This is a genomic window from Streptomyces sp. NPDC014870 (assembly GCF_043081505.1).
Taxonomy (GTDB): domain Bacteria; phylum Actinomycetota; class Actinomycetes; order Streptomycetales; family Streptomycetaceae; genus Streptomyces.
The window spans coordinates 166,073-188,285 of record NZ_JBIBWQ010000011.1 but is presented as its reverse complement, the minus strand read 5'-3'; the positions used below and the strand labels follow the sequence as shown (position 1 = coordinate 188,285).

Annotated in this window: 21 protein-coding genes and 1 riboswitch; of the genes, 10 read left to right on the top strand and 11 right to left on the bottom strand. The window is 73.4% G+C overall.

Annotated elements, in window-relative coordinates; translation table 11 throughout:
- Positions 1-38: 38 nt before the first annotated feature.
- Positions 39-443: a roadblock/LC7 domain-containing protein gene (locus tag ACF09C_RS29395; RefSeq protein WP_392095822.1), complete on the bottom strand. Its 405-nt coding sequence runs from the start codon at positions 441-443 to the stop codon at positions 39-41.
- Positions 444-628: 185 nt separating this feature from the next.
- On the opposite strand from ACF09C_RS29395, the gene ACF09C_RS29390 reads away from it, so the two are divergent.
- Positions 629-1,054 carry a PPOX class F420-dependent oxidoreductase gene (locus ACF09C_RS29390; RefSeq protein WP_362429272.1) on the top strand — a complete coding sequence of 142 codons (426 nt, stop codon included), beginning with the start codon at positions 629-631 and terminating at the stop codon, positions 1,052-1,054.
- Between the two features lie 106 nt (positions 1,055-1,160).
- Here ACF09C_RS29390 and ACF09C_RS29385 read toward each other — a convergent pair whose 3' ends face one another.
- From ACF09C_RS29385 to ACF09C_RS29365, 5 genes are all read right to left on the bottom strand, one after another.
- Entirely contained in the window at positions 1,161-1,778 is a 618-nt protein-coding gene (locus ACF09C_RS29385; protein WP_362429275.1) for an ATP/GTP-binding protein, read from the bottom strand.
- Positions 1,759-2,175, bottom strand: coding sequence for a DUF742 domain-containing protein (locus ACF09C_RS29380; protein ID WP_392095820.1), 417 nt, complete (start codon positions 2,173-2,175; stop codon positions 1,759-1,761). The genes ACF09C_RS29385 and ACF09C_RS29380 overlap by 20 nt, the downstream gene beginning before the upstream one ends.
- 13 nt (positions 2,176-2,188) lie before the next feature.
- A complete protein-coding gene (locus ACF09C_RS29375; RefSeq protein WP_392095818.1) occupies positions 2,189-2,623 on the bottom strand; it encodes a roadblock/LC7 domain-containing protein in 435 nt (144 codons plus the stop codon).
- The gene (locus tag ACF09C_RS29370) at positions 2,620-5,472 is read right to left on the bottom strand and encodes a nitrate- and nitrite sensing domain-containing protein (protein ID WP_392095816.1); all 2,853 of its coding nucleotides are present in this window, start codon (positions 5,470-5,472) and stop codon (positions 2,620-2,622) included. Before ACF09C_RS29370 ends, ACF09C_RS29375 begins: the two co-directional genes overlap by 4 nt.
- Positions 5,473-5,609: 137 nt before the next feature.
- Positions 5,610-6,545 carry an MHYT domain-containing protein gene (locus tag ACF09C_RS29365; protein WP_392095814.1) on the bottom strand — a complete coding sequence of 312 codons (936 nt, stop codon included), beginning with the start codon at positions 6,543-6,545 and terminating at the stop codon, positions 5,610-5,612.
- A gap of 151 nt (positions 6,546-6,696) precedes the next feature.
- Here ACF09C_RS29365 and ACF09C_RS29360 point away from each other — a divergent pair, with 151 nt between their 5' ends.
- The 3 genes from ACF09C_RS29360 (at position 6,697) to ACF09C_RS29350 (ending at position 8,761) form a co-directional block, all read left to right on the top strand.
- On the top strand, positions 6,697-7,335 hold the full coding sequence (locus ACF09C_RS29360; protein ID WP_392095812.1) for a class I SAM-dependent methyltransferase: 639 nt from the start codon (positions 6,697-6,699) through the stop codon (positions 7,333-7,335).
- A gap of 180 nt (positions 7,336-7,515) precedes the next feature.
- Positions 7,516-7,821 carry a hypothetical protein gene (locus ACF09C_RS29355; RefSeq protein WP_392095811.1) on the top strand — a complete coding sequence of 102 codons (306 nt, stop codon included), beginning with the start codon at positions 7,516-7,518 and terminating at the stop codon, positions 7,819-7,821.
- Between the two features lie 100 nt (positions 7,822-7,921).
- A complete protein-coding gene (locus ACF09C_RS29350) occupies positions 7,922-8,761 on the top strand; it encodes a hypothetical protein (protein ID WP_392095809.1) in 840 nt (279 codons plus the stop codon).
- Between the two features lie 48 nt (positions 8,762-8,809).
- Here ACF09C_RS29350 and ACF09C_RS29345 read toward each other — a convergent pair whose 3' ends face one another.
- From ACF09C_RS29345 to ACF09C_RS29335, 3 genes are all read right to left on the bottom strand, one after another.
- Complete coding sequence (locus ACF09C_RS29345) at positions 8,810-9,355, bottom strand: MOSC domain-containing protein (protein ID WP_392095807.1); 546 nt, start codon at positions 9,353-9,355, stop codon at positions 8,810-8,812.
- Positions 9,356-9,486: 131 nt separating this feature from the next.
- Positions 9,487-9,669: a hypothetical protein gene (locus ACF09C_RS29340; RefSeq protein WP_362429302.1), complete on the bottom strand. Its 183-nt coding sequence runs from the start codon at positions 9,667-9,669 to the stop codon at positions 9,487-9,489.
- 16 nt (positions 9,670-9,685) lie between these two features.
- Positions 9,686-10,756 carry a fatty acid desaturase family protein gene (locus ACF09C_RS29335; RefSeq protein WP_392095805.1) on the bottom strand — a complete coding sequence of 357 codons (1,071 nt, stop codon included), beginning with the start codon at positions 10,754-10,756 and terminating at the stop codon, positions 9,686-9,688.
- Positions 10,757-11,019: 263 nt separating this feature from the next.
- On the opposite strand from ACF09C_RS29335, the gene ACF09C_RS29330 reads away from it, so the two are divergent.
- A complete protein-coding gene (locus tag ACF09C_RS29330; protein ID WP_392095803.1) occupies positions 11,020-14,001 on the top strand; it encodes a DEAD/DEAH box helicase in 2,982 nt (993 codons plus the stop codon).
- Positions 13,998-15,341: an SWF or SNF family helicase gene (locus ACF09C_RS29325; protein WP_392095801.1), complete on the top strand. Its 1,344-nt coding sequence runs from the start codon at positions 13,998-14,000 to the stop codon at positions 15,339-15,341. The genes ACF09C_RS29330 and ACF09C_RS29325 overlap by 4 nt, the downstream gene beginning before the upstream one ends.
- Before the next feature lie 90 nt (positions 15,342-15,431).
- On the opposite strand, the gene ACF09C_RS29320 is transcribed toward ACF09C_RS29325, so the two are convergent.
- Both ACF09C_RS29320 and ACF09C_RS29315 read right to left on the bottom strand, forming a co-directional pair.
- Positions 15,432-16,028 (bottom strand): hypothetical protein, encoded by a 597-nt coding sequence (locus ACF09C_RS29320; RefSeq protein ID WP_392095799.1) that lies wholly within the window; start codon positions 16,026-16,028, stop codon positions 15,432-15,434.
- A gap of 137 nt (positions 16,029-16,165) precedes the next feature.
- Positions 16,166-17,020 (bottom strand): bifunctional 5,10-methylenetetrahydrofolate dehydrogenase/5,10-methenyltetrahydrofolate cyclohydrolase, encoded by an 855-nt coding sequence (locus tag ACF09C_RS29315; RefSeq protein ID WP_392095798.1) that lies wholly within the window; start codon positions 17,018-17,020, stop codon positions 16,166-16,168.
- A 29-nt stretch (positions 17,021-17,049) separates the two neighbouring features.
- Positions 17,050-17,155: riboswitch (ZMP/ZTP riboswitch) on the bottom strand.
- Positions 17,156-17,343: 188 nt separating this feature from the next.
- Here ACF09C_RS29315 and ACF09C_RS29310 point away from each other — a divergent pair.
- From ACF09C_RS29310 to ACF09C_RS29295, 4 genes are all read left to right on the top strand, one after another.
- Positions 17,344-18,624, top strand: a complete 1,281-nt coding sequence (locus ACF09C_RS29310; RefSeq protein WP_392095797.1) for a GAF domain-containing protein — start codon at positions 17,344-17,346, stop codon at positions 18,622-18,624.
- Positions 18,625-18,669: 45 nt separating this feature from the next.
- On the top strand, positions 18,670-20,193 hold the full coding sequence (adh, locus tag ACF09C_RS29305) for an aldehyde dehydrogenase (protein WP_392095795.1): 1,524 nt from the start codon (positions 18,670-18,672) through the stop codon (positions 20,191-20,193).
- 334 nt (positions 20,194-20,527) lie between these two features.
- A complete protein-coding gene (locus ACF09C_RS29300; RefSeq protein ID WP_392095793.1) occupies positions 20,528-21,268 on the top strand; it encodes a class I SAM-dependent DNA methyltransferase in 741 nt (246 codons plus the stop codon).
- Between the two features lie 228 nt (positions 21,269-21,496).
- A complete protein-coding gene (locus ACF09C_RS29295) occupies positions 21,497-22,153 on the top strand; it encodes a hypothetical protein (protein ID WP_392095792.1) in 657 nt (218 codons plus the stop codon).
- The last annotated feature ends 60 nt before the right edge of the window (positions 22,154-22,213 follow it).

Sequence of the window (22,213 nt, the reverse complement as noted above, 5' to 3'; positions counted from 1 at the left end):
GCGCGGGGTGGCTCACCCCCGCTCACCCTGTGGATAACTCAGAGGTCGGTGCCGCCCGGCTGACGCGCCGCCACGCCGAGGTGCTCGCCCACCCGGTTGACCAGCAGCGTCATCTCGTACGCGACCTGGCCGACATCCGCCTCCGCGCCACTCAGGACACACAGGCAACTGCCCTCGCCCGCCGCCGTGACGAAGAGCAGCGCCTCGTCGAACTCGACCATCGTCTGCCGGGCGCGCCCGGCCTGGAAGTGCCGGCCCGAGCCGCGCGCGAGGCTGTGCAGCCCGGAGGAGACGGCGGCGAGGTGCTCGGCGTCCTCGCGGGCCAGTCCGCTGCTCGCGCCCGTGACCAAGCCGTCGTTGGACAGCACCAGAGCGTGCCGTATGTACTCGACCCTGCGGGTCAAGTCGTCCAGGAGCCAGTCCAGTTCCGTGTCCAGCGCCATGCGTCGGTCCTTCCCCCTGTGTGTGGCGTCCCCGTCGACCCGAAGTCCCCGCGGTCCGCGTGTCGCGAACAAGCCTTACGCACTGTCGTGAACAGGGCAAGCACCCCTGGCCGCCCGGTGTCCTCCGGGGCACGACGGAGCGCCGATGAGCGCCCGGGACACCGCCGGTGGCGGAGCATGGGGGCATGGCAAAGATGACCGAGGAACAGTGGCGGGCCTTCGTGTCCGAGGGCACCCGCACCGCCAAGCTGGCCACCGTCCGCGACGACGGCAGTCCGCACGTGGTCCCGATCTGGTTCGTGCTCGACGGCGACGACATCGTCTTCAACACCGGCAAGGCGACCGTGAAGGGCCGCAACCTCGCCCGCGACGCGCGCGTGGCGCTGTGCGTCGACGACGACCGGCCACCGTTCGCGTACGTCTCGCTGCGGGGCCGCGCCGAGATCAGCGAGGACCCCGCGGAGCTGCGCCGCTGGGCCGCGCGCATCGGCGGCCGGTACATGGGCGAGGACCGCGCCGAGGAGTTCGGCGCGCGCAACGGCGTTCCGGGGGAACTCGTCGTCCGTGTACGGGTGGAGAGGGTGACCGCCGAGAACGGCGTCGCCGACTGAGTCCGCGCTCCGGAGCCGGCACGGCGCGCGCCCGGCTCCGCCCGCCCGCGCCGGCCCCGTCCCGCACAGGCCCCGTCCCGACGGGCCGCCGCGCGGCGGGGCCGGGTCACCCGACCGAGTCCAGCAGCCGTGCCGCGTGCATCCGGCCCGCGTACTCGACCAGCCGGATCAGCACTTCCTTGCCCGAGTCGCGGTCCCGCGCGTCGCAGAGCACCACCGGCGTGCCCCGGTCCAGGTCCAGCGCCCGGGACACCTCGTGCGCACCGTAATTGCGCGCGCCGGCGAAGCAGTTGACGGCGACGACGAACGGGATCTTGCGGTGCTCGAAGTAGTCGACCGCGGGGAAGCAGTCCTCCAGACGTCGTGTGTCGGCGAGGACGACGGCTCCCAGTGCCCCCTGGGACAGCTCGTCCCAGAGGAACCAGAACCGGTCCTGCCCGGGTGTGCCGAAGAGGTACAGGGAGAGCCCGGACCGGATGGTGATCCGGCCGAAGTCCATGGCGACCGTCGTGGTCGTCTTCTGGTCGACGCCCCCGGTGTCGTCGACCGACTCCCCCGCCCGGCTGAGCTGTTCCTCCGTCCGCAGCGGCCGGATCTCGCTGACCGCGCCGACCAGCGTGGTCTTGCCGACGCCGAATCCGCCGGCGACCAGGATCTTCAGCGCGAGGGCCGTGGAGTCCACGCCACCGCCCGCACCGGTGCTCTCAGAGCGCTCGTAGGCCATCGATGACTTCCCTCAGGATCCGTTCGTCGGGCAGCTGCGCGGGCGGCACGGGTCGGCTGACCCTGACGAAGCCCGCTTCGAGGAGGTCGCCGAGGAGGACCCGGACGACTCCGATGGGCAGATCGGCATCGGCGGCCAGTTCGGCCACCGACTGCGTCTCCGCCCGGCACAGGGTGAGCAGGGCCCGGTGCTCCGGGCCGAGGAGCGACTCCTCGGCCCGGCCGGGCGGGTCGTCGTCGACGACGACGAGCGCGATGAGGTCGAACCGCACGTTGCTGGGGCCGGGCTTCGTACGGCCACCGGTCATGGCGTACGGCCGGACGAGCGGACCGGCGTCCGCGTCGTACCACTGACTGCCCGGCGCGGGCTGGCCGTCGCCGGTGCTGTCCACGTTCATGGGGTGTCTCCGGTCAGCCGGCGGCCGGCGGGGTCGCGGTGAGCCGCGGCGGGGTGTGCAGATGCTCACCGACCCGCTTCACCAGTCGGGCCATCTCGTAGGCGATGAGTCCGATGTCGGCACTGGCCAAGCTGAGGACGGCGAGGCAGGAGCCGTCCCCCGCGGCGGCGACGAACAGGAACCCGTCGTCCATCTCGACCATCGTCTGGCGCACCCCGCCGGTGTGGAAGTGGCGGCCCGCGCCCTTGGCGAGGCTGTTGAATCCGGAGGCGATGGCGGCCAGGTGCTCGGCGTCCTCACGACTGAGTCCGCTGGACGAGCCGACGGCGAGGCCGTCGTTGGACAGCACGACCGTGTGCCGGACTTCGCGGACCCTCACGACGAGGTCGTCGAGGAGCCAGTCGAGTTCACCGGAGCGGTGGTGGGACATCCTCTCGTGGTCGATCATGCGTGGTCTCCTTCACTGCCGGGGGCGCGGCCCTGGTCGGGGCCGACGTCGGGTCCGTGGTCGGGGGCGTTGCCGTGGTGGTGGCCGGAGCCGGTTCCGAGGGGGCGTCTGCTGCCGGGGGCCGTGCCGCCGCCCCGGGTCCAGCCGTCGCGGTAGGCGGTCATCCGGTCCCTGACCTGTTCGGGGGTGCGTTCGCCCGCGCCCTGGACGGTCGGCGTGGGCGGGAAGTCGGCCGGCGGGGCCTCGCGCAACTGCGGTACGAGGCTGGCCTGACGGATCCGCCGGGGCAGGTCGCCGGAGTCGTCGGTGGGAGCGCCCGCCTGGGCCGGGACGGGCGGGGTCCGGGGCGCCGAGTGAGCCTGTGGGGGCTGCGGCGTGCGCGGGCCCTGCTGGCCCTGCGAGGAGGGGCGGCCGCGCCCGCGGAGGCTGGTCACCCCGGCCGGAGGCTGTTCGGGCACCCCTTGGTCCGGCGCGTCCGGCTGCCCCGCGAGAGCGGGGATGCGGGGCGGGCGGGGCAGGGACTGCGGCGGGGACGGGGGCGTCGTCGGGGACTGGGGACGGGACGGGGGCAGGGACTGGGCGGGCACGGAACCGGCGGTGACGGACTGCTGGGGGCGTTGGTGGCGCGGGAACCCGGCCTCCGCGCCGCCAGGGCGTTCCCGGTGGACGGTGTGCCCGTACGGTCCGTCCCCGAAGGACGGCTCGGGCGTCCGGCCGTTCGGTGCGCCCTTCCCGGGCGGGAGCGCGCCCTGCAGCACGTCGATGGGCAGCAGGACGACGGCCGTCGTGCCGCCGTAGGGCGAGGTGCGCAGGTGGACCTTGATGTCGTGCCGGGAGGAGAGCCGGCTGACGACGAACAGACCGAGCCGGTCGCTGTCGAAGAGGTCGAGGGCCTCGGACTGCGCGATCCTCGTGTTGGCCTCGGCGAGGGTTTCCTTGCCCATGCCGAGGCCGCGGTCCTCGATCTCCAGGGCGTACCCGTTGCCGACGGGTTCGCCGCTGATCCGCACCTTGGTGTGGGGCGGGGAGAACTGGGCCGCGTTCTCGATGAGTTCGGCCAGCAGGTGGGTGAGGTCGGCGACGGCACCGCCGACGACGGACGTCTCGGGGAGCTGTCGCATCTCCACGCGCGCGTAGTCCTCGATCTCGGAGACGGCGGCGCGTACGACGTTGGTCAGGGGAACGGGCATCCGCCAGGCACGTCCGGGTGCCGCGCCGGACAGGATGATCAGGCTCTCGGCGTGGCGCCGCATACGGGTGGTCAGGTGGTCGAGCCGGAAGAGGTCGCCGAGCTCGGAGGGGTCGTCCGCCCGGCGTTCCATGCTGTCGAGCAGGTTGAGCTGACGGTGGACCAGGACCTGGCTGCGCCGGGCGAGGTTGACGAAGACGCCGGAGATGCCGCTGGCGAGTTCGGCGCGTTCCACGGCGGCGGAGAGCGCGGCGCGGTGGACGGTGGTCAGCGCCTCGCCGACCTGGCCGATCTCGTCCTGGGGGGCCGGCCCGGGGGGCGCCTCGGCCTGGACGTCGATCTCCTCGCCGGCCCGCAGCCGCCGCATGGCGGACGGCAGTTTGCGCCGGGCGATGCCGAGGGCCGTGTTGCGGAGGCTGATCAGCTCGATGACCAGGCCCCGGCCGATGCGTACGGAGATCACGAGGGAGGCCGCGACGGCGGCGAGGCCGAGCAGGACCGCGGCGCCGCCGGCGGTGAGGACGCCCCCGCCGAAGGGGGCCGCGCGGTCGGCGGCCGCGCGCCGGGCGTCGGTCTCGATGGTCGTCAGGCCGCCGCGTACGACGGCCATCGCGTCGTCCCAGGTGGAGGCGGGCACGGCCTGGAGCGCCTGGCGGCCCGCGGCGACGGCGACGATCCGGTCCTCCGCGGTGGTGAGCTGGCGGTAGCCCCGCTCGTCGGCGAGCTTTTCCCAGGCGGCCCGCTCGGGGCCGCGCAGGTCGGCGGTGGCGGACTCGGTGAGGGTGCGCCGGGTCTCGACGGCGCCGGTGAACAGCCGCTGCCTCTCCGCGCTCAGCTCGCCCCCGAGGTACGCGGAGCCGAGCAGGGCGTCCTCGCGGGCCAGCATCTCGCCGACCCGGCCGAACTCGAGGAGCACACGCGCGTGGGCACCGACTTCGGCGTCCTGGATGCCTGCCAGGGCGCCGCCGACGGCGAAGGCGGCGGTGATCGTGGTGGTGTACCGGGTGTACACGTCGTTCCACTCGCCCTTGCCGGCCGCGGCCTCGGTGCGCAGCGCGGCCAGCCCCTCGACATCGGCGACGAAGCGGCCGACCCGGTCGGCGACCTCGCGGGGGAGGTCGCCCGTGGTGCCGACGGTGTGCCGGTCGTCGAGGCGGAGCCGGGCCACGGCCGCGTCGGTGCGCCGCGCCTGGTCCTTGAGTTCCGTGGCGCGCCCGGTGCCGGGCGAGGTGACCTGGCGGACGGCGGCCCTGCGCTCGGCCTGGAGCGCGGTGATCGCGGCGGCGACGGGTTCGCGGATCTCGGCGTCGACCCGCTGGAGTTGGCGCAGTCGGGCGATGTCCTGGGCGGTGGTGACGGTGGCGAACCCCCACAGGGCGAGGAGCGAGACCACGGGAACCATGAGCAGCGAGACGATCTTCGCGCGGACCGTACGGGGGCGCAGTCCGCGGAGCCGGACAGCGGTCGACGGAGCGCCGAGCTGCGTCGCGGTCCGGTCGCTCGGGTCGAGCAGGTCGAGCGGGTCGGCGGCCCCGGGCGGGGCTTCGGGGGCGCGCTCGGACGGTTCGTCGGCGGGCGGCCCCGCGTGCGCGCGCCGTCCCCGCGCCGCCTGCTGCGGCGCCGGTGTCCCGGCGTCCTGGGTGTTGCGGGGAGTTCGCATGGCCTCCTCGTTCCGGCTGCGTCTGTCAGGTGCGGTGTGCTTCGCGTGCGGGGCGGGCGCTTCCAGCGCCGTGATCCGGTGGAGCGGTGTCGCGGCGGTCCTGCGGGAGCGGAAACGTTTCGCGGGACCGGGGGGCTCTACGGGCCGGGCGGACCGGCGTCCACGGGCCCCGCCGGGTAGGCGTACGAGGGCGCGGCGCCCGCGGACGGGCCGTCGGAGGACCCCGCGGCCGCCCTCTCCGGTCGGCCGGCGGCCGGTACACGGCCCGCCGCGCGGAATCCGGGCGGCGCCACGTCGACGGCGCGCTCGTCCGGCTCGGTGACCAGCTCGGCGGAGGCGTAGGCGGCACGTTCCCTGGCGGTCGGGGAGAGCGCCACGAAGGCCGAGGTGATGAACAGATAGGAACCGAGGCCCACGGCGAGCGGGAAGATGAACTGCATCGCGGTGGCGCCGGGAAGCCGCGCGGAGGAGGGCTCCACCACCACCTCGACCGCGAACATGCCGGTGTAGTGCATGCTGCTGACCGCCACGCCCATGACAAGGGAGGCGAGCGCCACGGCGGCGGGCGCGTGGATGTTGAGCGCGGCCCACAGCGCGGCCGTCGCGGCGACGACGGCGATGGCGACGGAGAGCGCGACGAGCACCGGGTCGTACGTCACCCTGCCGTGCAGGCGCAGGGCGGCCATGCCCATGTAGTGCATGCTGGCGACACCGATGCCGGTCGTCAGACCGCCGATCAACAGGGAGCGGCCGCGCTCGCGGCCGTAGCCGACGGCGAAGACGCCGACTCCGACGACGGCCATGGCGATGAGCAGGCTGAGGATGGTCAGCGGAACGTTGTAGCGGATGTCCGTTCCGGTGACGCCGAAGCCGAGCATCGCGACGAAGTGCATCGTCCAGATGCCGGTGCCGATGGCGGAGGCGGCGGTGAGGAGCCAGTTGCGGCGCGAGCGGCCGGTCGCGTCGAGCGCTCGTACGGTGCAGCGGAGCCCGAGGGCGGCGCCTATGCAGGCCATCGCGTACGACAGCACAGGTGTCAGCCAGCCGAAGGCGGCGTGGTCCAGGTGTCCCATGACTCAGGGACGCTAGTCCGGACAAGGGGGCGCATCAGGGGCGCATTTCGAAAGCTGATGGAATATGACGCAGAGATGTTCCAGAACGATCGTGCCGCGCTCGAACGTGGACACAGGACGTTCACCCCAGGGACTGAGGCATCATGCACGCATGAGCGATGACCCCACCCATGTCCAGGAGTTCTTCGGCCCCCGCGCCGCCGGCTGGGACGCCCGCTTCCCCGACGACACCCCCGCGTACGCCGCCGCCGTGGCCGAGCTCGGGCTGCGCCCCGGCGACGCCGTACTGGACGCGGGGTGCGGGACCGGCCGGGCACTGCCCCCGCTGCGCGCGGCCGTCGGCCCGAAGGGGACCGTACTCGGCGCGGATCTGACCCCCGAGATGCTCGCCGCGGCCGTACGCGCCGGGCGCGACGAGTCCGGCGTCCTGCTCCTGACGGATGTCGCCCGGCTGCCGCTGCGCACCGGGGCGCTCGACGCGGTGTTCGGGGCCGGGCTCGTCTCCCACCTGGCGGATCCGGGCCCGAACCTGCGCGAACTCGCCCGGGTCGTGCGACCCGGCGGACGGCTCGCCCTCTTCCACCCGGTGGGCCGGGCCGCGCTCGCCGCCCGTCATGGCCGCCAACTCACCGAGGACGACCTGCGCGCCGAGCACAACCTCCGCCCGCTTCTGTCCGGTTCGGACTGGCGCATGGTCAGTTATGTGGACGAGGACGACCGTTATCTGGTGGTCGCCGTGCGCCAGGACCCGGAGGGGGCGCGCGGGTCGTCGGCCGTGAGCGGGGCCTGAGCCGTGCGTACGCCGGACGTGAGTCTCGTGTGAGCGGAGTGTGAGCCCGCGGTGACCGGGGCATGAACCGCGTGTGAGGCGGACCTGGTCACGCCGACCGAATCCGCGCCCTTCTGTCGCGGCACCCCGCTGTCTACGGTGGAGGTGCCGGGCAGCCGTGTCCGGGAGAGGCGGCAGGCCATGGCCCGTGTGCGAACGATTCTGAACTCCCTCCTCCCCTCCGCGCGCCGCACCACGGGCGAACGGCGCGAGCGGGTCCGGCCGCGCAGGCAGCACAACATCTTCGAGGCCGCGGCGACCTACGTCACGGGATGCGTGGAGGACGACCAGGACCGGATCGACGACGCCGTCACCTGGGTGTCGCCCGAGGCCCTCACCTTCGGCATCAACGAACTCGCCTGCCGGGCGGTGATCGCGCTCGCCCGCGAGCGGGACGAGTCGCCGGAGACCGTCGCCCGGCACCTGCTGGGGCTGCCACCCGCCTGACCTCGCGCGGAACGGGCCTGGTCACTTTCCTTCCGAAGACTCTCGACGCGCGGGTTACCCACTGGTTAAGGTGCGCCGACGACCAGATGGGGAGGCTGCCGTGGCTACCGCCGACGACGACGCGCTGTATGTGCTGACCGCCGTGCTGCTGACGCCCGCGCAGTTCCCGAGCGTGCTCGGCGACGACTACCCGGCCGCGTGCACGGCGCTCGGCCTCGAACCGTACGCCGAGGGGTACGGCCTCGTCCTCGGACAGGACGGCGCGGGCGCCCGCTGGACGGTCGTCATCGACGACGTGTCGCTGGTCGCCGTGGCCATCGCCTCCTGGGACTGCGGCATGGAGTACGACCTCTCCCCCGACGAGCGCACGGTCGTGGCGGCGCTCCCCGGCTGGCCGCTGGACGTGGCCACGGCCGCGCCCGGTCTTCCGGCCCCGCACGACCCGGAGCGCGAGGAGGGCGACCGCGCTCCGCTGTCACCGCCGGACGGCGAGGGCTGGGGCCCCGCGCAGCGGCGGCTCGGCGCCGACGAGGTCGCGCTGCAGTGGGCGGACTGGCGGGCGCAGCTGGACGAGGACGCCTCACCCGCGGAGTCGGGCGGGGGCGATGGTGAGAGCAGCGATTCAGCGGCTCCCGCGGACGCCGCCGAGGAGACCGCTTCCGTACGCGACCCCTACGACGGTGTGCGTCGCGCGCTCGCCGAGCTGCGCGGCTATCTCGAGGAGGCGCCGCCGGTGGGCCGGGTCCGCTCCGCCTTCGCCACCGGCGAGGCGCGGATGCTCCGGGCCGACGGGCCCGGCTGGTCGTTGGTGGCCCGGACCGACGACATGGCCTTCGTCCTCCTGGACGACGAGCCGCGCGAGGTCCTCCCGGTCGCCCGGGGCACCAAGCTGCCCGCGCTCCTGGAGGCCCTCGACGCGATGGCGGTCCGTCCTTCCTGACGCCCCGCCCGCCCCGCCCCGCCCCGCCCCTGAGAGCAGCCTGCCCGATCAGACCCTTTCCAGGGGGCGATGCGGCTCGGCGGGCAGCTCGACCCGGATCGGGTCGCCGGGACGGACTTCGCCGCCCGCCAGCACGACGCTCATGATCCCGGCCTTGCGGACGAGCCGTCCGTCCTCGTCGCGGCCTAGGACCTGCTTGAGCAGACCGTGCCGGTAGGTGTCGATCTGGGCGCAGGGGTTGCGCAGGCCGGTGACCTCGACGACGGCCTCGGCACCGAGGTGCAGCAGCGTCCCGGTCGGGAGCGCGAGGAGATCGATGCCCCGGGTCGTGATGTTCTCGCCGAGGGCTCCGGGGACGACGTCGAACCCGGCTCGGGCGACCTCGTCGAAGAGTTCGGCGTGGATCAGGTGGACCTGGCGCAGGTTCGGCGCGGTCGGGTCCTGGGCCACCCGGGAGCGGTGCTTGACCGTCACGCCGGCGTGCACATCCCCCTCGACACCGAGGCCCGCGAGCAGCGTGATGCTGTCGCGGTTCGGCTTGGTGAACGCGTAGACACCGTTGCTGCTGACCGTCGTGACGCCGGCGTCGCTCATGAGATGGAGCCCCCTCCTCCGATGCGATGACCGCACGCAGACAGGCATGCGGCGGACCGCACGCGGGTGACCGCGTGCGGATGATCATCCACGAGGCTACGCCAGACGCGCTCCGAGGATCGCGGCCCGGGTCAGCGGTGGAGTTCCTTGCGGGAGATCCGGCGGAGCCGGCGCCGCTGACCGGGGTCGAGGGCCAGGTAGGCCACGGCGGGTACGCCGAGGACCACCAGCAGGGACAGCCAGAACCCGATGAGGGGCATCAGGAGGAGGCCCACGGCCACTCCCCCGATGACGACCTTCGTCCGTGTCGACATGTGCGACGCCTCCTTCTCACGCTGCCGAGCGCAGCGGCTCGCCGACCTCGTGCAGATGTCCGAGCGCCTGTCGGTAGGACTCGACGAAACCGGTCTCTGTGTAGGGGATACCCACCGTACGGCAGTGCGCACGCACGGCGGGCTGGGCGAGTCGAAGGTGCGGGCGCGGCATGCTGGGGAAGAGGTGGTGCTCGATCTGGTAGTTGAGCCCGCCGAGGAACCAGTCGGTCAGGAACCCGCCCCTGATGTTGCGCGAGGTGAGCACCTGGCGGCGCAGGTGGCCCCAGCTGTCGCCGTCGGGGTGGGCGTCGGGCATCTCCATGCCCTTGTGGTTCGGCGCGAAGGCCATCCCGAGGTGGAGGCCGAGGAGCATCTGGTGGACCAGGGCGAAGACGAGGGCCTGGACGGGCGTGAGGGTGAGCAGCAGGAGGGTCGTGTAGCCGACGACGTGGGCGAGGAGGAGGGCGCCTTCGACGAGGCGCTCGCGCCGGGTGCGGAAGGGCCCGTCCTGGGAGAACAGCGCCTGGAAGCCGTACACCTTGAGGGCGATGCCCTCAAGGGTGGTCAGGGGGAAGAAGAGCCAGGCCTGGTGGCGGGTGAGCCAGCGACGGAATCCGGTGCGGTCGGTGGTCTGGGCCTGCGCGAAGACGAGGACGTCGGCCGCGACGTCCGGGTCCTTGTCGAGGTGGTTGGGGTTGGCGTGGTGGCGGTTGTGCTTGTCGTTCCACCACTCCTGGCTCATCCCGAGCAGCAGGTTGGCGTGGACGAGCTGGATGATCCGGTTCCGGCGCCGGTCCGCGCTGATCTGCGCGTGGCCCGCGTCATGGCCGACGAAGGCCACGCGGGCGGAGAGCAGGGCGAGGGGTACGGCGAGGAGGAGGGCCCACCAGGAGGGTCCGAGCAGGACGAGGCCCGCGGCCACGGCGGCGAGTCCCAGGAAGTTGACCGCCATGCCGCGCGCGTACCAGCCGGTCCTCCGTTCCAGGAGCCCCTGTTCCTTGATGGTGCGCAGCAGTGGCCCGAACTCGCTGCCACGGCCGGCGGTCGCGGTACGAGGGGTGGGGAGCGTTGCGGTGGCCTGGGGCATGACGGGCTCCGGGGTCCGTGGGCGGAGGCCCGGGCACGTGCCGCCCGGACTCCCTCGAACGTACGGATCGGTGATCCTCCGCAGCCATGGCGTCACCCCCCGAGATCCCGGGGGGATTCCCGGGGGCCGAAGGTAGGGCTGGCTCCACCGTCTGGCGCGGGCGCCCGGAACGTGAGCCAGGTCACCGCGTTTCCGCTCCCGGGTGGGCCCGGGGTTCCTGTACCCTCGGCCGCTCGGCCCAGTAGTCAAATTTGAGGAATGTGTTGTCGCCGTCCCTGAGGCTCGATGAACTCGTCCGCTGTTCCACCGTCTTCCTGCCCGCCGACCCGCCGCGCGCCGGCCGCATCGCCTTCTGGTCCCCCGAGCACCCGCCGACGTCGGCCGATCACCTGACCGTGGTGGCCGACGACGTACGGCCCCGGACGGTTCCGGCCGTACTCGTACCCGTACGGGACGCCCTGCCGCTCCTCACCCGCGCCCGGTTCTCCGACGAGGCCTCGCCCGCGGCGGCGTTCTGGGGCGCCGCCTCCCTCCTCGCGCTGCGCCTCGCGGCGCAGGGGCTGCTGCTGCCCGGCCTCACCGGCACCGACCGCGACGCGTGGCGGGCGGGACCGCTGGGCGCCGACGAGCTGGCCGACCTCCGGTCCCTCGCCGCGTCGATGCCGCCGGCCGCCCATGCCGTACCGCTTCCCGGTGACGGGCCGCTGCGGCTCCCCGAGCCCGAGGGGCTGCTGCGTGCCTTCGTGGACGCGGTCGTGGACGGGCTGCCGCGCACCCCGGCAGCCCCACTGGCCGCGGGCGGGCCCGCCTTCGCGGCCGACGAGCCTCAGGAGCTGCCCGCGCAGCGGGTCTGGGCGGCGGACGTGGCGGCCGGTCACGACGCGGGCGTACGGCTCTCCTTGCGTCTCGAGCTGCCCGGGCTGAGCGAGCAGGAAGCCCCGGCCTTCCGCGCCGTGCTCCAGATGCACGGCGTCGCCGACCCGGCGCTGGTCGCGGACGCGGCGGAGGTCTGGGCCGGCTCCGGCCCCGCGGCCGCGGCGTTCGGGCCCCGCGCCCGGATGGACGCGCTGCTCGCGCTGCGCCGCGCCGCGCGGGCCTGGCCACCGCTGGCGCCGCTGCTCTCGGCGGCCGTGCCGGACGCGGTCGAGCTGGCCGACGACGAGGTCACGGAGCTTCTCGGTCCTGCGGCCCGGGCGCTCGCCGCGACCGGCGTGCAGCTCCACTGGCCGCGCGACCTGGCTCACCGGCTCACCGCCCACGCGGAGATCGGCCCGGCGGACGACCCCGCCGAGGCCGGCCGGCACAGCGCCGACGACTCGTACGCCGAGACCGGTCCTCACGCCGCCACGGACCCGTACGCCGGGACCGAGCCGTACGCCGGGACCGATGCCGGTGCGGGCGCGGAAACCGGGCGCTCCTCCGGGCTCCCCTCCTTCCTCTCCGCCGACGCCCTCCTCGCCTTCAACTGGCGCTTCGCCCTCGGCGACCAGGACCTCACCCGTGCCGAACTCGACCTGCTCGCCGAGGCCGCCCGGCCGGTCGTCCGGCTGCGCGACCAGTGGGTCCTCGTCGACCCCGCGGAGGTACGCCGCGCCCGCGCTTCGCAGGACCGCAAGGTCACCCCGGTCGACGCGCTCGGAGCCGTGCTCACCGGGACCACCGAGGTGGACGGCAGGCGCGTCGAGGTCCGGGCGACCGGATGGCTGGAGCAGCTGCGCGCCCGTCTCGACGACCCGGAGGGCGGCCCGCAGGAGGTTCCCCAGCCGGCCGCGCTCGCCGCGACGCTCCGCGACTACCAGCTGCGCGGGCTCAACTGGCTGCACCGGATGACCTCGCTCGGGCTCGGCGGCTGTCTCGCCGACGACATGGGCCTGGGCAAGACCATCACGCTCATCGCACTTCATCTGCACCGGCGGACCGACCCGTCGGCGGCCGGCCCCACGCTCGTCGTCTGCCCGACCTCGCTCATGGGCAACTGGCAACGGGAGATCGAGAAGTTCGCGCCCGGCACGCCCGTGCGCCGCTTCCACGGCCCCGCTCGCGCTCTGGAGGGCCTGGCGGACGACGAGTTCGTGCTCACGACGTACGGCACGATGCGGCTCGACACCGAACCGCTGGTCGCCCGCACGTGGGGCATGGTCGTCGCCGACGAGGCCCAGCACGTCAAGAATCCGTACTCGGCCACCGCCCGGCAGCTCCGCACGCTCCGTGGGAAGGCGCGCGTCGCCCTGTCGGGCACCCCGGTCGAGAACAACCTCTCCGAGCTGTGGGCCATCCTCGACTGGACGACCCCCGGTCTCCTCGGCCGGCTCGGCACCTTCCGGTCCCGCTACGCCTCGGCCGTCGAGGGCGGCGAGGACCCGGCCGCTGCGGAGCGCCTGGCCGCGCTGGTCCGGCCGTTCCTGCTGCGGCGCCGGAAGTCCGACCCGGGCATCGCGCCCGAGCTGCCGCCGAAGACCGAGACCGACCGTGCGGTCTCCCTGACCGGGGAGCAGACGGGGCTCTACGAGGCCGTGGTGCGCGAGACGCTCGCCGCGATCGCCGAGGCGGACGGGATGGAGCGGCGCGGCCTTGTGGTGAAGCTGCTGACGGGGCTCAAGCAGATCTGCAACCACCCGGCGCAGTACCTCAAGGAGGAGGACCCCCGGATCCAGGGCCGCTCCGGCAAGCTGGAGCTGCTCGACGAACTGCTCGACACGATCCTCGCCGAGGACGCGAGCGTGCTGGTCTTCACTCAGTACGTCCAGATGGCACGGCTGTTGGAGCGCCATCTGGCGGCGCGGGGCGTGCGCACCCAGTTCCTGCACGGCGGCACGCCGGTCGCCGAGCGCGAGGCGATGGTCGCCCGTTTCCAGTCCGGCGAGGTGCCGGTCTTCCTACTGTCGCTGAAGGCGGCGGGCACCGGCCTCAACCTCACCAGGGCCGGGCACGTCGTGCACTACGACCGCTGGTGGAACCCGGCCGTCGAGGCCCAGGCCACCGACCGTGCGTACCGGATCGGGCAGACCCAGCCGGTGCAGGTCCACCGGCTGATCGCCGAGGGCACGGTCGAGGACCGGATCGCGGAGATGCTGCTGCGCAAGCGGGCGCTGGCCGACTCGGTGCTGGGCTCGGGCGAGGCGGCGCTGACCGAACTGACCGACGCCGAGCTGGCCGACCTCGTCAGGCTGCGCGGGGATGACACCGGGAACGGGGACGAGGGCGGCCACGGGGGCAAGGACGCGAACGGGGAGGACGGTCGATGAGCGACGACTACGGATTCGGCGACGGACACGACGGTGACCGCGAGGCCCACGGCCGGCAGGAGGAGGAGCGGACGTTCGCCGCGCTGCCGCCCGCCCGGGGGTCCGCCTTCGCCCGCACCTGGTGGGGCCTAGCCTGGCTCAAGGCCCTGGAGGACACGGCGCTCGACGGACAGCAGCTCAAGCAGGGGCGGCGGCAGGCACGCGCCGGCGCCGTGGGCGCGGTGTCGGTGCGGCCCGGCCGGATCACCACGGTCGTCAAGGACCGTGACGGTTCCTCCTACCGCAGCGACGTCCTCCTCCAGGAGCTCTCGGAGGACGACTGGGACCGGCTGCTCGATCTCGCGGTGGAGAGCGCTGGGCACATCGCGGCGCTGCTCGACCACGAGATGCCGCCGCACCTGGTGGAGGACGCGGCGGCCGCAGGGCTCGAACTCCTGCCGGGCATCGGCGATCTGGAGCCCGAGTGCGGCTGCGAGGCGTGGGACCACTGCCCGCACACGACCGCGCTCTGCTACCAGGTGGCGCGGCTGCTGGACGAGGACCCGTTCGTGCTGCTCCTGATGCGGGGGCGCGGGGAGCGGGCGCTCGTGGACGCGTTGCAGGAGCGGAGCGCGGCGCGGGCGGCGACGGCCACGGCTCCGGGCACCCGGAGCTCCGCCGAAGAAGCGGCCGCCGAGGGCGTTCCGGCCGAGGAGGCGTTCGCCGCGCGGGACATCCTGCCGCCGCTGCCCGCTCCCCCGGTGCTCCCCGCCGCCCCGGGCGGGCCGCCCTCGCTGGACACCGAGGCGGAGCCGGCGCCGGGGCTCGATCCGGCGGCGCTGGAGTTCCTCGCGGCGGACGCGGCCGCGCGCGCCCACCGGATGCTGGCGGAGGCGCTCGGGCCAGGTCATGGTCGATCGTGGCGGCCGGAACCGTCCTTGACGCCCGCTCAGGACGCCGTGCGGATGGCGGCCCTCGGAACTCCCCCGTCCTGGGTCGCGGCACGGCTGGCGGAGGGCGCGGGGCGGCGCACGGCGGGGCTCGGCCCGGCCACGCGCGCGTGGCGCTTCGGGGGCGCCGCCGCCCTCTCCGTACTGGACGAGGAGTGGACGCCCGGTCCGGAGGTGCTGGACCGTGCGCGGGCGGTGCTCGCGGAGGCCTGGGAGGACGCCGAGAGGCCCGTTCTCCGGCAGTCCGGGGCGGCGCGCTGGACCGTGGTCGGCGAGGAGGCGCAGCTGCGCCTCGGCGAGGACGGCCGTTGGTGGCCCTTCCGCAAGGAGCGCGGCGCCTGGGTCCCGGCGGGTCCCGCCGACCAGGACCCCGCCGCGGCGCTCGCGGGCCTGGCGGCGCGGGAGGCCTGACCCAACGCACGCCCGGAGCGACTGAGGACCTCCCCGCGGCGGGCCTCCGCACGGCGGGCCTCCGCACGACGGGCCTCCGCACGGCGGGCGTCAGCGCAGGCGGGCGGTGAGCGGGCGGGCGGCTGCGCCGGGGGCGGCGTGCGCGGTGAGACTGCACGCCACGGTGTCGGCACCGAGGAGGTAGCCGGAGCGGTACGGGTACTGGACGAAGGTGGTCCAGCGGGTGCCGCGTGGCTGGGCGGAGGCCTTGCGACGGAGCGGCTCGCGGCACAGGGCGGCCGCCGCGTCCCGTATCTGCCGGTCGGTGCGGTGCTCGCCGGTCAGCCGGACCACGGCGACGAGCTGGGCGTCGTGCGGCCGGTCGCAACCGCGCCGCACGACGGAGCCGGGGGCGGCCCGGTCGATGTCGAAGCACTCCCCCGGCTTGAGGTGGTGGTACGCGACGGCGGCGGCACTCCCGGCCGTTCCGCCCTGCGCGGCGAGCTGGTCGCCGGCGGCCGACCCGCCGTCGGCGGTCGGGCCCACGCGCGTGCCGACGGTCGCGCCGGCCCCCTCCCGCGTGGTCGCGTCCCAGTGGCTCTGGCCCTCCTGGCGGACCACGAAGGCGACGGCCGCGACCAGGACGAGGAGCGGCACGACGAGGTACCGGGTGAACGACGGCGCATTCTCGCCGGAGTACGGGGACATGGTGACCAGGGTCACCCGGGAACCCTCAACAGGGTTGCTTCGATTCCGAGTTGAAGCGTGGCCCGTACAGAACCGTGACACTTCCCTTGCCTGTACGGGCCATTGGGAACCCACTGGCGTGCTATGGGGTTCTCCGCCTACAGGCCCAGCTGGCGCTCGGCTCCCTCGACGGTCTGGGCGAGGAGCACGGCGATCGTCATGGGGCCGACACCGCCCGGCACGGGGGTGATGAGGGAGGCCCGCTCGGCGGCGGTGTCGAAGTCGACGTCACCGACGTTGCCCGGGTTGTAGCCGGCGTCGATCACGACGGCGCCGGGCTTGATGTCCTCGCCCCGGATGAACCGGGGCTTGCCGACGGCCGCGACGAGGATGTCCGCCTCGCGGACGGCGGCGGACAGGTCGGTGGTGCGCGAGTGGCAGTAGGTGACGGTGGCGTCGCGGCCGAGGAGCAGCAGGCCGGCGGGCTTGCCGAGGATGGCCGAGCGGCCGACGACGACGGCGCGCTTGCCGCGCGGATCGACGTCGTAGGCGTCGAGCAGCCGCATGATGCCGCCCGGCGTGCAGGAGACGAAGCCGGGCAGCCCGAAGCCCATGGCGGCGAACGAGGACATGGTGACGCCGTCGACGTCCTTGGCCGGGTCGATCGCCTCGAAGGCGGCCCGCTCGTCGATGTGCGGGCCGACCGGGTGCTGGAGCAGGATGCCGTGGACGTCGGGGTCCTGGGAGAGCGCGGTGATCGCGGCGACGAGTTCCTCGGTCGTCGTCTCGGCGGGCAGTTCGACGTGGCGGGAGCGGATTCCGGCCTTCGCGCAGCGGTTCTGCTTCATCTTCACGTACGTCACGGAGGCGGGGTCCGCGCCGACGAGGACCGTGGCGAGACAGGGCGTGACGCCGGTGCGGCGGGTGATCTCGGCGGCGCGGGCGGCGGTCTCCTCGACCGTGCGGCGGGCGAGGGCGGTGCCGTCCATGAGGGAGGCGGTGCTGGTGGACATGGGCCACTCCTGGGCGTCGTCGAGGACAGGGTGATCGCCCAGGCGCACGGCAGTGTCGGATCCGCGCGGGTGCGCGGGGTCCGCGGGCCGCTCCCCGGTGGTGATCCACCTCAAGCGCCAGTCACGGCCCGAGCCCTACTCTACGTGAGGCCCGGGCGGGGCCCCAGAGCGGTGTTCGGACACGGCGCATATGCCAGGGTGCCGGGACGCTTGTCGGCGGCCCCGGCGCGCACGACGATGACCACGATGACGGCGGACGGGACCGGCGGACCCTCGGGGCGGCGGACCCGTCCGGTCCAGGGGACCTCGACGTGGAGGCCGAGTTGAGCGATGCGTGGGTGGCGGCCGAGCCGGACGCCGGGGCGCTGCGGCGGGCGCACGAGGTGTTCACCAGCGGCGGCCAGGTCCGCCTCCCGCCGGTGCGGCCGCTGGTCGCGGAGTCGTGGCGGCGCTCCGCGCGGGCCCGGGTGAGTCCGGACGGCGCGGCCTGTGTGGAGCTCGCGGACGACGAGCTCGCCGACCACCGCGCGGGGCATCCGCTGTCGGCCGCGATGCCGGTGATCCGGGAGCTGATGGGCACGTACGCGGCGGACGGCGAACATCTCCTGGCGGTCTGCGACGCGGCGGGCCGGATGTTGTGGGTGGAGGGCCACCCCGGGACGCTGCGGCGGGCACGGGCCATGAACTTCGTCGCCGGGGCGCGCTGGTCGGAGTCGGTGGCCGGGACGAACGCTCCGGGGACGGCGATCGCGGTGGACCGCCCGGTGCAGGTGTTCAGCGCCGAGCATTTCCAGCGGCCGGTGCAGGCGTGGACCTGTGCCGCCGCTCCCGTACACGATCCGCGGACCGGGCGGCTGCTCGGCGCGGTCGACATCACCGGCGGGGACCGGTTGGCCCATCCGCACAGTCTGGCCTTCGTCCAGGCCGTGGCGCGGGCGGCGGAGTCGCAGCTGGCCCTGCTCGCTCCGCCGGCCGCGGCGGAGCGGCCGCGCCTGGCGGCTCTCGGCCGGGACGAGGCGGCGCTGGTCGTGGCGGGCCGCCGGCTGCGGCTGAGCCGGCGCCACAGCGAGATCCTGGTGGTCCTTGCCCATCGCCCGGAGGGGGTGGGCGGCGAGGAACTGCTCACGCTGCTGTACGAGGACGAGTCGGTCACCCCGGTCACGCTGCGGGCGGAGATGTCCCGGTTGCGCGGGCTCTTGGGGCCCGAGTTGCTGCGCTCGCGCCCGTACCGCCTTGCGGGTGAGGTCGACGCGGACTTCGCGGCGGTGGACCGGCGCCTGGGCTCAGGGGCGGTGTCGGCGGCCCTCGCCGACTACGCGGGGCCGCTGTTGCCCGCATCCCGCGCCCCCGGCGTGGTACGGCTGCGGCAGCGGCTCGCGGGGAGACTGCGGGCGGCGCTGGTGGACCGGGGCGACGCGGCACTGCTCTCGGACTGGACGTACAGCGCCTGGGGCGAGGACGACGTGGAGATGTGGCGGGCGCTGTCGGAGGTGGTGCCCGCCTCCGGCCTGGCGCCGGTGCTCGCCCGGCTCCGCGCCCTGGACGAGGAACTGTCCTCGGGCGCAACGGGGTTGCAACGTAGGGCTCCGCACACTCGGCGGTGAGCGCCGGCCAGGGACGGCCGGCGCGGTTCGAGGGAGGCCATGCCGATGACCCGTTACGCCGCACCCGGTACCGAGGGCGCGCTCATGTCGTACCTGCCGCGCTACGACCACTGGATCGGCGGTGCGTACGTGGCGCCCGCGCGGGGCCAGTACTTCGAGAACCCGAGTCCGGTCGACGGCCGCCCCTTCACCGAGGTCGCCCGGGGCACCGCGGAGGACGTGGAGCGCGCCCTCGACGCGGCGCACGCGGCGGCTCCGGCCTGGGGTCGTACGGCGCCGAACGAGCGGGCGAACGTCCTCCTGCGGATCGCCGACCGGATGGAGGCGAAGCTGGAGGAGCTCGCGGTCGCGGAGAGCTGGGAGAACGGCAAGCCGATCCGCGAGACGCTGGCCGCCGACATCCCGCTGGCGATCGACCACTTCCGCTACTTCGCGGGGGCGTTGCGCGGCCAGGAAGGCACGCTGAGCGAGATCGACGACGACACCGTGGCGTACCACTTCCACGAGCCGCTGGGCGTCGTCGCGCAGATCATCCCGTGGAACTTCCCGATCCTCATGGCGGTCTGGAAGCTGGCGCCGGCGCTCGCCGCGGGCAACGCGGTGGTGCTCAAGCCGGCCGAGCAGACCCCGGCGTCGGTGCACTTCTGGATGAGCCTGGTGGCGGATCTGCTGCCGCCGGGTGTGGTCAACATCGTCAACGGCTTCGGAGCGGAGGCGGGCAAGCCGCTGGCGTCGTCCCCGCGCGTGGCGAAGATCGCCTTCACGGGCGAGACGACGACGGGGCGGCTGATCATGCAGTACGCCTCCGAGAACATCAAGCCGGTCACGCTGGAGCTGGGCGGCAAGTCCCCGAACATCTTCTTCGACGACGTGTGGGCGTCGGACGACGACTTCAGGGACAAGGCGCTGGAGGGCTTCACCATGTTCGCCCTGAACCAGGGCGAGGTCTGCACCTGCCCGTCCAGGGCCCTGATCCAGCGCGGCCACTACAGCGAGTTCCTGGAGGCGGCGGTCGCCCGCACGGAGCGCATCGTCCCGGGCCACCCGCTGGACACGGACACCATGATCGGCGCCCAGGCCTCCAACGACCAGCTGCAGAAGATCCTCTCGTACCTGGACATCGGCCAGCAGGAGGGCGCGAAGATCCTGACAGGCGGTCAGCGCATCGAGTACGGCGGCGAGTTGGCGGGCGGCTACTACGTCCAGCCGACCATCTTCGAGGGCGACAACCGCATGCGGATCTTCCAGGAGGAGATCTTCGGCCCGGTCGTCGCGGTCACGTCCTTCACGGACTTCGACGACGCGATCCGCACGGCCAACGACACCCTCTACGGCCTCGGCGCGGGAGTCTGGACCCGCGACACCAACACGGCCTACCGCGCGGGCCGCGCGATCCAGGCGGGCCGCGTCTGGACGAACTGCTACCACGCCTACCCGGCCCACGCGGCCTTCGGCGGCTACAAGCAGTCGGGCATCGGCCGAGAGACCCACAAGATGATGCTGGACCACTACCAGCAGACGAAGAACCTGCTGGTGAGCTACTCCCCGAAGAAGCTGGGCTTCTTCTAGCGGCCCGAAAGAAGGCGCCTGACCTGGGGGTTCACTCGGGTCAGGCTCCTTCTGGGAGCGTCCGGCACCCCTCAGAAGGGAGGCGCCGAAATACTCTCCTTCTCCCCATTCATCCCACCAATATCCCAGTCCTGACCAGCAGTTCCGGGCCATACACGGGTCAGATGGCGGCTCAGCCCGTGGAGCGGCCGTCCCCACGGCGCCGGCTCCACTCCTGCGTCGACTCCTCGATGAGCCGGGTGGAATGCTCCTGCAGAGGTGTGGGCGGTGCACGCTGCGCCGCGGAACGTAAATGCGTCGACAACGCACCTCGCCCCCGGCAAAGTGGCCGTCCGTGACGAGCAGCGAACTGTGGACCCGTGCGACCGCCGACCGCTACGACGCCGAGGAGACCGAAAGGTCCTCGGCTGCCGTTCTCGAACCGACTCTCGCCTTCCTCGCCGAGCTCGCCGGAGACGGCCGGGCACTGGAGTTCGCCATCGGAACCGGACGAGTGGGAGTCCCGCTCCGGGAACGCGGCGTGCCGGTAGTGGGCATCGAACTGTCCGAGCACATGGCAGCGGTACTGCGGCGCAAGATCGGCGAGGACACGCTCCCGGTAGTCATCGGGGACATGGCTACGACCGTCGTTCCTGGTGAGTTCACCCTGGTCTATCTCGTCTACAACACCATCACGAACCTGCTCACTCAGGACGAGCAGGTCGAGTGTTTCCGCAACGCCGCACGGCATCTGCAGCCCGGCGGCCGATTCGTCATCGAGCTGGGTGTGCCGCCGCTGCGCTTCCTGCCGCCCGGCCAGGTCGCGGTGCCTTTCGATGTCTCCGAGCAGCATCTCGGCTTCGACACCTTCGACCTGGTCGAGCAGATTCTCGTCTCGCACCACCTCACGCGCGACGGCGACGACGGCCGCTACCGTCGTGACAACTCCCGGCACCGGTACGCCTGGCCGGCAGAGCTCGACCTGATGGCACGGATCGCTGGGCTCGAGCTGGAACGTCGTGTCGCGGACTGGGACGAGGCGCCGTTCACCCAGGACTCCGCGAAGCACATCTCCGTGTGGCGCAGGTCAACCTGAGGTCGGCCGCACCTCGCCCTGCTTGTCGTACTGCCCGCCTTCGCCGTTGACGTCCGTGGAGAAGCCCCTCCAGGCGTACCCGTAACGCCAGCTTCCGTGGTCGGTGAGTCGGGACCCGTTTATCTTCTGTCAATCCCCCATGGACTCGGGCGGACGACTCTCTCCATGCATCTCGATCCACCACGAATCGAATGGAGAATCCATTGCGCAGACATGCGCTCTCTGGCCTTGGCTGCCGCAAGTCTGACGGCGGCCCTGCCTGCCGTGTCGGCATACGCCGACGGCCCGGCCACGCCCGCACCGCGCGTCGCGGACGGTGGCGTCCACGGGACCGCCACTAGTATCGATGCCCAGCAGCGGGCCTTCTGGGCCCGGCACGATGCCAAGGGCACCCTCCGCCCGTTCAAGGGCGAGCGGCGGGAGGCCCGGGCGTGGTTCCGCGCGGAGCACGCCGTCCTGACCTCTGCCGTGGAGCAATCACTGGCGTCGGTCCCAGACGCCCTGCGGACGGCCGTGGTGTACACGGCGGCGGAGACGGACCCGCGCGAGGTGCTCGCCTGGGCGGAGACGACCAACAGTGCTCTGCGCCTCCACATGTCGGGCGTGCTGCTGGCGCTCGTCCTGCGCGCCACGGGGCGCGTCGGGGAGTCGGAGGCCGCGATGGCCAGGGCCGAACTCTTCGCGGGCGATCCGGACGACCCGGCGAGCTCTGCCGGCTTCGCCCGGTTCGTAGCCCGCCTGCACGTCGCCGTGGGCGCGGACCAGCCGCCCTCCGGACTGCCTCTGATGACACCGCTGATGCGCCGGGTGGACGCCCACGGAACCTCGCTGGTCAACGCGGAGGGAGTAGTCCGCCTGGGAGCCGCGCTGAGCGGGCTGCACTGAGCGGGCTGCGATCCTGACGGACGCGGCACCCCCGTGACCCCGCCCCGCACCGCCCGCTCC